The 13,914-nt window shown below is 43.6% G+C and carries 11 protein-coding genes and 5 tRNA genes; 4 read left to right on the top strand and 12 right to left on the bottom strand.

The window, feature by feature from the left end; all coding sequences use genetic code 11:
- Positions 1 to 79 precede the first annotated feature (79 nt).
- The 12 genes from glmS to MHH65_RS01040 form a co-directional block, all read right to left on the bottom strand.
- On the bottom strand, positions 80 to 1,882 hold the full coding sequence (gene glmS, locus MHH65_RS01095; protein ID WP_007498541.1) for a glutamine--fructose-6-phosphate transaminase (isomerizing): 1,803 nt from the start codon (positions 1,880 to 1,882) through the stop codon (positions 80 to 82).
- A gap of 575 nt (positions 1,883 to 2,457) precedes the next feature.
- Entirely contained in the window at positions 2,458 to 3,804 is a 1,347-nt protein-coding gene (glmM, locus tag MHH65_RS01090) for a phosphoglucosamine mutase (RefSeq protein ID WP_024424446.1), read from the bottom strand.
- Positions 3,805 to 3,829: 25 nt separating this feature from the next.
- A complete protein-coding gene (locus tag MHH65_RS01085) occupies positions 3,830 to 5,257 on the bottom strand; it encodes a YbbR-like domain-containing protein (protein ID WP_024427485.1) in 1,428 nt (475 codons plus the stop codon).
- A complete protein-coding gene (gene cdaA, locus MHH65_RS01080) occupies positions 5,250 to 6,071 on the bottom strand; it encodes a diadenylate cyclase CdaA (RefSeq protein ID WP_008344027.1) in 822 nt (273 codons plus the stop codon). Before cdaA ends, MHH65_RS01085 begins: the two co-directional genes overlap by 8 nt.
- Before the next feature lie 217 nt (positions 6,072 to 6,288).
- Complete coding sequence (gene rsiW / locus MHH65_RS01075) at positions 6,289 to 6,915, bottom strand: anti-sigma-W factor RsiW (RefSeq protein WP_024424448.1); 627 nt, start codon at positions 6,913 to 6,915, stop codon at positions 6,289 to 6,291.
- Between the two features lie 14 nt (positions 6,916 to 6,929).
- On the bottom strand, positions 6,930 to 7,493 hold the full coding sequence (gene sigW / locus MHH65_RS01070; RefSeq protein WP_024424449.1) for an RNA polymerase sigma factor SigW: 564 nt from the start codon (positions 7,491 to 7,493) through the stop codon (positions 6,930 to 6,932).
- Between the two features lie 184 nt (positions 7,494 to 7,677).
- Positions 7,678 to 8,589, bottom strand: a complete 912-nt coding sequence (gene rocF / locus MHH65_RS01065; RefSeq protein WP_024424450.1) for an arginase — start codon at positions 8,587 to 8,589, stop codon at positions 7,678 to 7,680.
- A 136-nt stretch (positions 8,590 to 8,725) separates the two neighbouring features.
- A tRNA-Gln gene (locus MHH65_RS01060) sits at positions 8,726 to 8,797 on the bottom strand.
- Between the two features lie 4 nt (positions 8,798 to 8,801).
- Positions 8,802 to 8,886: transfer RNA gene (locus MHH65_RS01055), tRNA-Tyr, on the bottom strand.
- Positions 8,887 to 8,914: 28 nt separating this feature from the next.
- Positions 8,915 to 8,987, bottom strand: a tRNA-Thr gene (locus MHH65_RS01050).
- Positions 8,988 to 8,990: 3 nt separating this feature from the next.
- Positions 8,991 to 9,066 (bottom strand) — tRNA-Val (locus MHH65_RS01045).
- 6 nt (positions 9,067 to 9,072) lie between these two features.
- Positions 9,073 to 9,147: transfer RNA gene (locus MHH65_RS01040), tRNA-Glu, on the bottom strand.
- A 220-nt stretch (positions 9,148 to 9,367) separates the two neighbouring features.
- Between MHH65_RS01040 and murQ the strand changes: the two genes are divergently transcribed.
- From murQ to pbp4b, 4 genes are read left to right on the top strand one after another with little or no spacing between them, the layout of a single operon-like run.
- Positions 9,368 to 10,279: an N-acetylmuramic acid 6-phosphate etherase gene (gene murQ, locus MHH65_RS01035; protein WP_024427486.1), complete on the top strand. Its 912-nt coding sequence runs from the start codon at positions 9,368 to 9,370 to the stop codon at positions 10,277 to 10,279.
- A 14-nt stretch (positions 10,280 to 10,293) separates the two neighbouring features.
- Complete coding sequence (locus MHH65_RS01030; protein WP_024427487.1) at positions 10,294 to 11,163, top strand: MurR/RpiR family transcriptional regulator; 870 nt, start codon at positions 10,294 to 10,296, stop codon at positions 11,161 to 11,163.
- The gene (locus tag MHH65_RS01025) at positions 11,160 to 12,539 is read left to right on the top strand and encodes a PTS transporter subunit EIIC (protein ID WP_024427488.1); all 1,380 of its coding nucleotides are present in this window, start codon (positions 11,160 to 11,162) and stop codon (positions 12,537 to 12,539) included. The genes MHH65_RS01030 and MHH65_RS01025 overlap by 4 nt, the downstream gene beginning before the upstream one ends.
- A 13-nt stretch (positions 12,540 to 12,552) precedes the next feature.
- Positions 12,553 to 13,908, top strand: a complete 1,356-nt coding sequence (gene pbp4b / locus MHH65_RS01020; RefSeq protein ID WP_024427489.1) for a penicillin binding protein PBP4B — start codon at positions 12,553 to 12,555, stop codon at positions 13,906 to 13,908.
- Positions 13,909 to 13,914 lie beyond the last annotated feature (6 nt).

Raw genomic sequence — 13,914 nt, 5'->3', positions numbered from 1 at the left:
AATCTAGTTCTTTTATCACAAAATACCCCTTTAGAAAACGATATCTAAAGGGGTATCAAAAATCCGATTTTATTGAAACCTACTCCACCGTCACACTCTTCGCAAGGTTACGTGGTTTATCCACATCACATCCGCGGTGAAGTGCTGCGTAGTATGCGATCAGCTGTAATGGGACAACAGATGCAAGTGGTGCAAGTGCTGGGTGTACAGCTGGAAGGACGAAACGGTCGCCTTCGTCTTCTAGGCCTTTTAGTGAGATGACACATGGGTTTGCTCCGCGTGCAACGACTTCTTTGACGTTACCGCGAATGCTGAGGTTCACGTGCTCTTGCGTTGCAAGGGCAATGACCGGTGTGCCTTCTTCAATTAAAGCAATTGTGCCGTGTTTGAGTTCTCCGCCAGCAAAGCCTTCTGCTTGGATGTAAGAGATCTCTTTTAGTTTTAGTGAACCTTCAAGGCACACATAGTAGTCAAGTCCTCTTCCGATAAAGAATGCGTTACGTGTCACTGTGAAGAAGTCACGAGCGATTTGTTCCATTTCATCCTTTTGATCCACAAGGGCTTCCATTGCGTTTGCTACAATACCAAGCTCTTTTACAAGATCAAAGTCAAGAGATTGACCATTTAATTCAGCTGCAACAGATGCAAGGATTGCAAGTACAGCGATTTGAGCTGTGTAGGCTTTTGTTGAAGCCACTGCAATTTCTGGTCCTGCATGAAGAAGCAATGTGAAGTCCGCTTCACGAGAAAGCGTAGATCCTGGTACGTTTGTGATCGTTAATGCTTTATGACCAAGCTCTTTCACTTGAACAAGTACAGCACGGCTGTCCGCAGTCTCTCCAGATTGAGAAAGGAAGATGAACAACGGCTTTTTCGATAGAAGCGGCATGTTGTAAGAGAATTCACTTGCTACATGGACTTCTACAGGTACTTTTGCCCAGTCTTCAATGTATTGTTTACCGACAAGACCAGCATGGTAGCTCGTTCCGCAAGCCACAATGTAAATGCGGTCTGCTTCTGCTACCGCGCTTGCGATATCGCCAGCGACTGACAGTTTGCCGTTTTCGTCTTGATATTCTTGGATGATTTTGCGCATAACAAGCGGCTGTTCATCCGTTTCTTTTAACATGTAGTGAGGATATGTGCCTTTCTCAATGTCGCTTGCATCAAGCTCAGCGATATAAGAAGGACGTGTCATGATATCACCGTCCAGGTTTTTAATAATAACCTCGTCTTTTGTAACAATGACCATTTCTTTATCCATTAATTCCGCATATTCGTTTGTTACTTGAAGCATCGCCATTGCGTCAGAAGCCACAACGTTGAAATCTTCGCCGAAACCAACCAATAATGGGCTTTTGTTTTTCGCCACATAGATTGTTTCTTTGTTTTCGTTATCGAAAAGGGCAATTGCGTAAGAGCCTTTTAGTTGAAGAAGCGTTTGACGGAAAGCTTCTTCTGTATCAAGACCTCTGTTTACAAATTGTTCGATGACTTGAACAACAACCTCTGTATCTGTGTCGCTTTTTAGTGTGACGTCTTGTAAATATTCGCGTGTCAATTGTACATAGTTCTCAATGACACCGTTATGAACAAGCGTAAAACGGCCAGAAGCACTTTGATGCGGATGCGCATTTAGATGACTTGGTACACCGTGTGTTGCCCAGCGTGTATGTCCGATTCCTGCTGAAGATGCTACGTTTGCATCCACGACTTCACGAAGCTCAGCGATACGTCCTTTTTCTTTGAACACATGCACACCATCTTCGTTTGCCACAGCGATACCTGCTGAGTCATACCCGCGGTACTCAAGCTTCTCTAAACCTTTTAATAAGATTTCCTTCGCATCATTCTGACCAATATAACCTACGATTCCACACATAAATATTCTTCCTCCCGATCATGTGAAAGGGACAAAGAAAGCCTACTAAAATAGAAGGGACATTTCTTCGTCCCTCTCTACATGTTTATTTTGGGAGATCATGTGTATTCCCTTTGTACAAAGAGTCACCTCTTTGGTTTAAAGAAACACTTACGGCTGTGATCTCTTTTTTTGATCAGCCGGGAGGCATCCGCCGAAAATTCGATAACCTCCATCCTCGTCAACTAAGCATCTTTCGTCCGATCGCTTAGTTCGGGCGCTATAATTATAAGAGAGTTTCTGAACATCTACCCTGCCTTTCCTGATAGAATAAAAATCCAGTAACACAAGGATGATTGTACTATAAGGTCTGACCTCCGTCAATCACAATTTAGCGGGTGATCCCCTTCATTTGAGAAAGTGAGACCTCCATACACTATATGCGATGAGGCTTGTCACGTTCTACCTTCGATGTGCTCTCCTATGTATGAAGGCAGCTGCAAGTTGCCCTCGCTTATATCATTCGTATAGATCCATCCAATTATGTCGTTTATTCGAAAAAAAGCAAACCGCTGGCAGCGGTTTGCTTTCATCTATTACTCAATTCCCATTTCTTCTTTCACAACAGCTGTAATTCGAGCCACATATTCATTACACAGCTCTTTTGTTTTCGCCTCTGCCATGACACGTACAAGCGGCTCTGTCCCCGATGGACGAACTAGGATACGGCCGTCACCATTCATCTCTTTTTCGACCTCTTGGATCACCGATTTTACTTTTTCATTTTCTTCTACTTTATATTTATCAGACACTTTCACATTCACTAAAAGCTGCGGGAACTTTTCCATTTCCGCTGCAAGCTCTGATAATGTTTTCCCTGTCGCTTTGAGCGTATTCACAAGCATGATCGCAGAAAGCATGCCATCACCTGTCGTATTATAATCAAGGAAAATCAAATGACCTGACTGCTCGCCGCCGACATTATAGCCGTCTTTTTTCATCGCTTCAACCACATAGCGGTCCCCAACAGCAGTTTGAATGCTCTTAATGCCTTGCTTCTCAAGCGCTTTATAGAAACCAAGGTTACTCATAACCGTTGACACGACGGTGTCATCCTTTAATCGGCCTTCATCCTTCAAATAACGTGCACATATGTACATAATTTGATCGCCGTCTACGATATCACCTTTTTCATCGACTGCAATTAAACGGTCACCGTCACCATCAAACGCAAGACCAATATCGGCACCCTTCTCCTTCACAAAAGCAGAAAGTGCTTCTGGATGAGTGGAGCCTACACCATCATTGATATTCAATCCGTTTGGAGATGTTCCCATTGTAGACACATCAGCATCTAAATCTGCAAATAAATGTGTCGCTAGAGAAGAGGTTGCACCGTGTGCACAGTCAAGCGCCACGTGAATACCTGTGAAATCCTCGTCCGCTGTCTGCTTTAAGAATTGCAGGTATTTCTGACCGCCTTCAAAGTAATCGTTCACCGTTCCAAGATCGGCTCCAACTGGGCGTGGTAATTGATCGACTGGCTGATCCATCAGCTGTTCAATTTCGTTTTCCTGTTCATCTGACAGCTTAAAGCCGTCACCGCCGAAGAATTTAATGCCGTTGTCTTGAACTGGATTGTGTGAAGCAGAAATCATGACACCCGCTTCAGCATCCATTGCCTTCGTTAAATAAGACACACCAGGTGTTGAGATCACACCTAGACGCATCACTTCAGCTCCAATTGAAAGTAAGCCTGCAACAAGCGCTCCTTCTAACATATGACCAGATACACGTGTGTCTCGACCAACGAGTACCTTTGGACGTTCTTTATCCTTCGTGAGCACATAGCCGCCAAATCTCCCAACTTTAAATGCGAGCTCTGGCGTTAATTCGCTATTCGCTACACCCCTTACACCATCAGTTCCAAAGTACTTGCCCATGTTTCAATCGCTCCTTTTTTACCATTCAAGAGGACGCTTCGTCCTCTTTTTTATCTTCTTTGACCCGCTGTCTTTGACTCGATTCTTTCTTTGCTTTATCTTGCGTGGATTCTTCTTTACTCTTCTCACCCTGATCATCGTCATTAGTTGATGGATCTTGTTGATCTTTTTGATCCTTCCGATCATTCGTCGAAGCCGGCTGATCCTCTGTATCAGTAGAAGTGAGTTTCACTTTGACCTTTGATCTCGATAATGTCCAAGTCACATTTTGAGGACCATTTACTTGAACTTTGACCTCATGGGTTCCTTCGTTCAAGTCCCCTGCATTGATATAGGCTTCAACATCTGAAGCCTTTAGTTTATCAATCGCACTCTTTGATCCCTTTGCTGTTAACGTGATCCGTCCAGAAGATGGGCTCACAAAATCAGATGTGAGATCCTTGCTCAAACCCACGACAGAAATCGGTACATTATCGATCTTTTTTTCTTCAGCTGTTGCAACCTTCACTTTGATCTTAACGGTTTCGGGTGATACCTTTTTCACACCATCTGGCAGGGGAATATCGGCATCAATCTCCGTATCATCTTTGATCTTGCTTAGGTCCAGCTTGACGCCATCAATAAAATCAAGGGCATCCAGCACCTTTTGAGAGCCGTACACTGTGACCTCACTCGGGCTTGTCTCAATGCTTGAGATGCTGATCCCTTCTGGCAAGCTGCCCGTCCGCTCAATTTTAAAAGGGACCTTTTTGCTTGGACTCGAGATTGGGACTGTAATATCCACCACTGACGGACTTACTTCAACTGGCAGCTCATTCCCGCTGCTATCATACACAGTGAGCTTCGCCTCTTTTTCAATTTGCTGATCGACATCTTCTAAGTTCACAAAAGCTTTAATGACAGAAATTTTGTCGATGACGTCCTTTGATCCAGTAACTGTGACCTTTTTCGGATTCACAATGGGCTGTTCAGGTGAATAGCCGTCTTTGATTTTATTTTGATTATAAAACTCGGTTTCAACAGGAAATTCAGCTGTCGTTTTTTCTTGTATCGTCACAGTCGTCACAGATGGATTAATCGATAGTGTGAGTCCCTTCGATACATCTCTTGCCTTCAGCTCCACTTTATGTGTACCTGTCGATAAGTTCTGCATGTCTGCGTAAATTTCAAAATTCTTTGTTTGTCTTGCTGTTTTCACAGCACTAGTTGATCCTTTAATCGTGACATTGACTGTCTGCGGCACACCAGTGACGACGTACTTCTCGTCATCATAATACGCTTTAACAGGAATGTCGGTTAAAGTTGCTTCATCTGTCGTCGATGTTGGGAAAAAGGATTCACCGATTTTTTTCGGCGTGGGCGCTTGCGCTGAATTGACTGCACCATACAGCAATAAAGCGAAGACCAATGCAAGAAGCTTAACGGCCCAGCGATTATTCAAAATCTTATCCATTTTTCTTGCCCCTCCAATACCATTTGGTCGAGGAAGCATCTTTGCTGTTCTTACTAAATTCAGCAATCAGCATTTCTTCAAGCGCTTCTTCTGTCAATTCTCGGTGGAGATCACCATTCCTTGCGACAGAAATACCGCCAGTTTCCTCAGAAACGATGACAGTTAAGCTGTCTGTCACTTCACTAATTCCGACTGCCGCCCTATGACGCGTCCCCAGCTCCTTAGAGATAAAAGGGCTTTCTGACAGCGGTAAATAGCAAGCTGCAGCTGCAATCTCATCCCGCTTCATAATGACAGCACCGTCATGAAGCGGTGTATTCGGAATGAAAATATTAATGAGCAGCTCTGAACTCACCTTTGCATTCAAAGGAATTCCTGTCTCTATGTAATCATTCATTCCGGTATCGCGCTCAATTGTCAGCAGTGCGCCGATTCTGCGTTTCGCCATATAGTTAATTGCTTTTGTAATTGCCTCGATCGTTTTCTGCTGCTGCTCCTCTACAGGTGTCCCGCTTCTTGAGAAGAAACGGCCGCGCCCAAGCTGCTCAAGCGCTCTCCTTAGCTCTGGCTGAAAAATAATAATGATCGCAAGGAATCCCCACGTAATCGCTTGATCCATCAGCCATTGAAGTGTGTTAAGACCGAGATACGCACTTCCCATCCTGACGAGAACAATGACCACAATTCCCTTTAAAAGCTGAACCGCTTTTGTTCCGCGGATGACCATCATTAATTTATATATCACATACCAAACAACGAGAATATCAACAGCATTACCGAGGTACTGCAAAAAAGGAATATCCCCTAAAGCCATTTCCTCGTCCTCCAGAATTTTCAGTTATTCTTCGTTTGATGCATTTTTTAATATAAAAATAGCCTATGTATCAATACATAGCGTGGCTATTATACCACATTTTGTTTCAGCAAGGAAAATAGTTGCCATATCTGGCTGAGTTGCTAGTATGCGTGAATCCCACCAATGTATAGAAAAAGAGCAGCCCCCTTAGAGACTGCTCTTTAAGCCGATTGAGTTACTTTTGCTCCTCTGGCCCAATGACCCGCATTACGTTTTGTGCTGTTGATTTCATTTTGTACCAGATCCAATCAAATACTTCATTAATTTCATTAATTTGACCAGTGACTTGTCCGGCAGAAGCAGTCAACTGTTCCCCATTGACGACGGTGACATTTCCATCAACCTTGCCTTCTACAATCAGCTTGCCATTTTTGACAGTGACATCACCCTTTACGGTTTCTCCTTTAGGTACGGTCACTGTATCATTTTCAACGACGAGATTCGGCTGCTTTGACACACTGAAATTATGATCGGTATTCCAGCTCGTAAACAGACTGCCTCCCATTAAAATGAGAAAGAGGGCAGCGGCTACCATCAGCGGGTGAGCTTTGATCCATCTTTGAACCGACACACGCTTTTTCTCCTTTGGAAGACCTGCCATCACCTTTGCAGTGAAATCAGATGGTGCTTCTATATGAGATGTACTCTGCACTAGCGCGATGGATTTCTCAATTTGTTGAAAATGAGTACGGCACTCCTCACACGATTGCAGATGGCTTTTTAATTCTTTTTCGTCTTGGGGCTCAATGTCCCCGTCTAAATACTGATGCATAAGCTGGACGATTCTATCCTGACAGCTCATCAAAATCACCTCACTCAAAGGTCTCTCAACTGTTTCCGGAGAGCCTCTCTACCCCTGTGTATTCTCGTTTTCACCGTACCAACTGGTATATTCAGAATCTCACTAATTTCTTTTAACGAGAGTTCATCAATATACTTTAATACGATGACCGAACGATATTTGTCGGGTAATCTTAAAATTTTTTGCTGAATGGTACTCGATAATTCAAGAGACACCACCTCATCCTCTGGCAAAATGCCATCAGCAGCAATTTGAGAATACATATTTAATCCTTCTGTTCCTGCCACCTCTGCATCTAAATAATAATCCGGCTTTTTTTTGCGAATACGGTCGATGGTCAGGTTGGTTGCAATGCGGTACAGCCACGTGGAAAACTTGCGATTCACATCAAAGCTTTCGATATTCACATAAGCACGAATAAACGCCTCCTGCGCAATATCCTCCGCTTCATGTGCATTCCCAAGCATACGGTAGCACAGCTGATAAATTTTGTCTTTATACAGGTCTACGATGTCTGCAAATGCGTTCTGGTCGCCTTTTTTCACTTGCTTAATTCTCTTTTTAATCATTGTGTCCATAGTATATTCAACCTCTGCCTTCACCGGTCTTTATGTATACGAACCTCTTTCCAAAAGGTTTCATTCTCCTCTAAAAAATAGTGTAACAAATTTTTGACAGTGTGTTACGCTTATCAACCGGTAAAAACCTTAACATATCCTTAAATTTTCCCAAAACAAAAAAAGAACGGGAACAAGTCCCGCTCTACAATAGCTTTTCACCCATTAATGAACCAATTAACGCAACTGCCGCTTCAGCAGTTTTGTTTTTCTCATCTAAAACCGGATTTACTTCAACAAATTCAGCAGACGTTAAAATACCCGCCTCCTCTAAAAGCTCCATTGCGAGATGACTCTCCCGGTAACTAATGCCCCCTGCTACCGGAGTACCTACACCAGGGCATTCCGCTGGATCTAATCCATCTAAATCAAGCGACAGATGGACACCATCTGTTCTCTCCTTTAGATACGCAATCGCTTCCTCCATCACCCTTGTCATCCCTAAACGATCAATTTCATGCATCGTATACACTTTAATGCCTTTCTCTCGAATCAATGCCCGCTCTCCTTCATCTAAAGATCGAGCACCAATTATAACGACATTTTCAGGCTTCAATTTAGGCGAATAACCGCCAATGTTCGTTAAATCAGCATGCCCAAAACCGAGACTGACAGCAAGCGGCATGCCATGAATATTTCCAGAAGGAGAGGTTTCCTCCGTATTCAAATCCCCGTGTGCATCATACCAAATGACCCCTAAGTTTTCATAATGCTTGGCTACCCCAGCAAGTGTGCCAATCGCAATGCTGTGATCACCGCCTAAAATGAGCGGAAACGAACCAGATTGCACAATACTGTCAACCTTCTCAGCAAGCAGCTGATTTGCCCCAGCATTCTCCGTCAAATTTTTCAGCTTTTCACTTGTATATAAACCTTTCTCATCATCTCTTTGTTCAACTGGAATATCTCCAAGATCCTCTACATCAAATGAGAGCGTTTCCAATTTTTCTTTTACGCCTGCACAACGAATCGCACTCGGCCCCATATCGACGCCCCTTCTCGTTTGACCCAAGTCCATTGGAACTCCAATAATCGTGACCTTCTTTTGCTCTCCCATATGTACATCCCCTTTCCGTTCATGCTTATATTTTACTTTCTTGATGCCTTCTGACTCAACTCGACAACATTTTGAATAGTTATACAGTCCCTCTGCCAACATAAAAAAAGACACCTTTTTCAAAAAGGTGTCTTAACTGGGCTAGCTGGATTCGAACCAACGCATGACGGAGTCAAAGTCCGTTGCCTTACCGCTTGGCTATAGCCCAAAAATGGTGGAGGGGGACGGATTCGAACCGCCGAACCCGGAGGGAGCGGATTTACAGTCCGCCGCGTTTAGCCACTTCGCTACCCCTCCACATATGGAATTGATAAAGAAAAAACAGTGCCGGCAAGAGGACTTGAACCCCCAACCTACTGATTACAAGTCAGTTGCTCTACCAGTTGAGCTACACCGGCATATGGTGGAGGATGACGGGCTCGAACCGCCGACCCTCTGCTTGTAAGGCAGATGCTCTCCCAGCTGAGCTAATCCTCCACATCATGGTGACCCGTACGGGATTCGAACCCGTGTTACCGCCGTGAAAGGGCGGTGTCTTAACCGCTTGACCAACGGGCCAGTTTGTCAAGTTTGTTGTTTCCGTGAAGCTGACAAAAGTTATTATATACAGGTTGTCCCCCTTTTGTAAAGGGGATTTTTATTTTTTTTATTTTCTAACTATTTACTCCCTATTCGTTCAACAATTTGACTGAAATATAATTTCAATATTCAAATATAATATTGAAATTTCATATCATACTCAATATACTGAAAATGAAGAAATAAGGAGGTATGTCACATGCAGCCATCTCAACTGCGTTCTTTGACAACAGAATCAAGAAACCCAAACACAATGGGAATTTCTCAAGCAGATCCGCTTGAAATACTCCAGATGATCAATGAAGAAGATATGAAGGTCGCTCAAGCAGTCAACCTTGTACTTCCACATGTCAAAACAGCAAGTGACTTTGCTTATGAATCCATCTCAAATGGAGGCCGACTCGTTTATTTAGGCGCCGGAACAAGCGGCAGAATTGGCGTAATGGATGCTGTCGAATGTCCGCCAACCTATAGCGTCTCACCTGATGTGATTATAGGCATTATGGCAGGCGGGAACTCAGCCTTTTCTCAAGCTGCCGAAGATGTGGAAGACAGTGAAGATGCCGGCAAACAGGATTTAGTACACATCCACCTGACATCAAAAGATACAGTCGTCGGTATTGCCGCAAGCGGCAGGACACCTTATATCATCGGCGCTTTAAACTACGCAAAGTCAATTGGAGCTAAAACAGTAGCACTCAGCTGCAATGAACAAGCAGAAATTAGCGAGCTTGCAGATTGCGCCATTGAGGTTATTGTAGGACCAGAAGCCATCACTGGGTCAACAAGAATGAAAGCAGCATCCGCTCATAAAATGATTTTAAATATGCTTTCCACCTCAGTCATGATCAGACAAGGCAAAGTATATGAAAACTTGATGGTTGATGTAAAAGTCAGCAATCATAAATTAAAAGAACGCGCCATCACCATCATTCAACATGTGACAAATGCTTCCTACGAACAAGCCGTGAAGACTCTTGAAGCAGCAGACTTAGAAGTCAAAACGGCCATCGTCATGCTCCAAACAAATACAGATAAGAAAACAGCCAAAGATTTACTCAACAAAACGAATGGCCATATTGACAAAGCGATCTCACGTTATCAATCCTAAAGGAGGCAGAGCTCATGTCAGCAGGTGGACTTACCCTACTACACACAATCAAATCAAAGCTTCCCCAATCTGAAAAAATCATTGCAGACTATATCCTTGCCCATCCTGACAAAGTCATTAAAAGCACAGTACATGAAATTAGTCAGGCAGCCGGCGCAAGCAGCTCTGCAGTCATCCGCCTTTGTAAATCTCTCGGGCTGGATGGCTATCAAGATTTAAAAATGCGGATCGCTGGAGACTTGATACATGACGATAAACAAGGCTACAGAGATATCGAACAAGATGAACCGCTTCAATCCATTATTCAAAAAACAGCAGGAAACTCGATTCAATCGATTAAGGACACCGCTTCTATTTTAAATGCAGATGCTTTAGAAAAGGCTGTTCAATTACTGCTGCATGCAAACCAAATTCATTTTATCGGTGTTGGTGCATCTGGCATCGTCGCAGCTGATGCCCAGCAGAAATTTCTCAGAATTAACTATGCAGCGACAGCCTTCACTGACATGCACATTGCATCTACGGTCATTGCAAATGCGGGTGAGAATGACATTGTGTTTGGGATCTCCTTTTCAGGAGAAACGTTAGACATCATTCAAGCCCTTCAGCTCGCAAAAGACAATCAAGTGAAAACCATTGCTTTAACACATCCAGGTCATACAAGCGTTTCTGCTTTATGTGATGTTCACCTATCGACGTCCGGTTCCAATGAAGCACCTTTTCGCAGTGCTGCCACTTCCTCTAGAATGGCACAGCTCTACTTAATTGATGTCTTGTTCCTCAGTTTAGCTTCTCGTCAATATGAAGAGACAGCCCAATATATTGACAAAACAAGGCATGCCATCCGCTCCATGAAACGAAAATCAAAGGGGGATTCAACATGAGTCATCAAAAGAAATATCAGCAGTTGGCGAAAGACATTCTTTCACTCTGTGGTGGTTCTGAAAATATCTCTTCCCATACACATTGTATGACAAGGCTCCGAATTACACCGTTGGACAATGAAAAAGTTCACGTCACAGCAATCAAAGAACTCGATGGCGTCATTGGCGTCGTCGAAGCAGAAACGCTTCAAATCATTTTAGGCACTGGCGTTGTCAACCAAGTATCAAGTGCGTTTGAAGAGCTGCTAAATGCCTCTGGCTCTTATGATTTAAACAACGAAGCACAAAAAAACAAGCAAGCCATTTCACAAAAGAACCGCACACCATTCAAGCTGTTCTTACGGCGGATTGCCAGCATTTTCATTCCAATTATTCCGGCACTAGTTGCCTCAGGTCTGATTACCGGGATAACAAAAGCAATCGTGCAAGCAGGCTGGCTTGACGAAAAATCTCAAGCTGCGATTATTTTAACGGTTATCGGTTCTGGACTTTTCGCTTATCTCGGGATATTAGTCGGAACAAATGCCGCAAAGGAATTTGGAGGCTCTCCTGCATTAGGCGCATTAGCTGGTATCCTCATTATTAACCCAGCCTCCGCAGACATTATGTTATTTGGCACAAATATTCTACCAGGCAGAGGCGGACTCATCGGTGTTCTTCTAGCCGCCATCTTTATGGCACTTGTGGAAACCCGAATTAGACGCTTCATCCCGCAATCACTTGATATCATCGTCACACCAACCATCACACTACTCATTACAGGCATTTTCACGTACGTTGTCTTCATGCCAGTCGGCGGATTTATATCTGATGCCATCACCTCAGGACTGACTTATCTATTGAATATGGGCGGAATTTTCGCAGGATTTGTTCTTGGTGCTACCTTCCTCCCACTTGTTGTAACAGGACTTCACCAAGGGCTGACACCCATTCATATGGAACTCATCAATTCAATTGGAGATGACCCGCTTCTGCCAATTCTCGCTATGGGCGGTGCAGGACAGGTAGGCGCTGCATTCGCCATTTATATGAAAACAAAAAAGAAAAAGCTCAAAAGAGCCATTGCTGGCGGACTTCCTTCAGGGATGCTGGGCATTGGCGAACCACTCATTTTTGGTGTCACACTCCCGCTGGGACGACCATTTCTCACCGCTTGTCTTGGTGCAGGAATCGGCGGCGCATTTCAAGCCTACTTCCAAATTGCGACGAAAGCCATCGGGGTATCCGGTCTTCCATTAACCTTTATTGTTCACACACATCAAATGCTTCTTTACTTAATTGGACTATTTATCGCATATGTTGCTGGATTTTTCTTCACATACTTATTTGGGTTTCATGATGATATGGCTGTTGAATTCGAGGATCACAATCAATAAGGAGGTCTAGACCTTGAAGAAATGTTTTCTTTTGATCACATGTCTGCTCATGCTCCTTGGTTTACCAGTACAAACATTTGCAACTAGCTCCCATCCTGTATCGTCTTTGTCTAAAACAGCACCTGAAGAATATCCCGTCTTAAAAAAAGCAAAACGACCGGAACAAGTGGGTTTTTCTTCCAGGCAGCTGAGGAAGGTTGATCAAATGATTCAAAATGACATCAAAGCAGGATTTCCAGGAGCCGCTCTCATCATTATCAAGGACGGAAAGATCGTCCATCAAAAAGCCTATGGCTACCGGCAAAAATATGATGGCACAACAGAACTCAAATCGTATAAAAAAATGAAAAAAGATACACTATTCGATTTGGCATCCAATACAAAAATGTATGCGACCAACTATGCCCTGCAAAAGCTTGTCTACGAGAAAAAACTTGATGTCAACGAAAAAGTACAGACCATCCTTCCAGATTTTCAGGATGAACCTGATGCAAAGGTAACCGGTAAAGACCAGCTTCGGGTAAAAGATCTTCTCACCCATTCTGCGGGTCTCCCTTCCAGTGTCTTATTTTATAGCAAAGAATCAGCTGGCACTTTTTATTCTCAAGACAGAAAAACAACGATGAAATGGCTGCCAAAGGTACCGCTGCAATACAAGCCAGGTACCCAGCACATTTATAGTGACATTGATTACATGCTGCTAGGCATGATCATCGAAAAGAAAACAGGCATGCCTCTTGATCAATATGTCGAGTCAACAATTTATCGGCCGCTAGGTCTCAAACATACCATGTTCAATCCGCTGCAAAAAGGGTTCAAGCCGAAGCATTTTGCAGCAACTGAACGTTTAGGCAATTCACGAGACGGTGTCATCGATTTTGAAAACATCCGACGGTACACCCTGCTAGGTGAAGTACACGACGAGAAAGCATATTACTCAATGGCAGGTATCTCCGGCCACGCTGGACTTTTCTCGAACACCTCAGATATGGCCGTGCTGCTTCAGCTGATGCTTAATAAAGGAGGCTATGGAAAAACAACCATTTTTGATCAGGCTTCTATCGATCTCTTTACAGCCTCATCTGATACGAACCCAACTTACGGGCTAGGCTGGCGAAAAAACGGTCATACTGACATGGAATGGATGTTTGGAAAATATGCAAGTAACGAAGCCTATGGGCATACTGGCTGGACCGGCACAATGACGTTGATTGATCCTAAACACAATTTAGGTGTCGTGTTGCTGACGAATAAGAAACATTCACCCGTTGTTTCACCAGAAACAAATCCTAATCAATTTGAAGGCGACCTGTTCCCAACTGGTACTTATGGAAGCATCATGACCGCAATCTACGAATCTTTTCAGTAAAAGGAG

This window comes from Bacillus sp. FSL L8-0654, from assembly GCF_038629965.1.
In the GTDB taxonomy this organism is placed as follows: Bacteria; Bacillota; Bacilli; order Bacillales; family Bacillaceae; genus Bacillus; species Bacillus safensis.
This window is presented reverse-complemented; position numbering and strand designations above follow the sequence as displayed.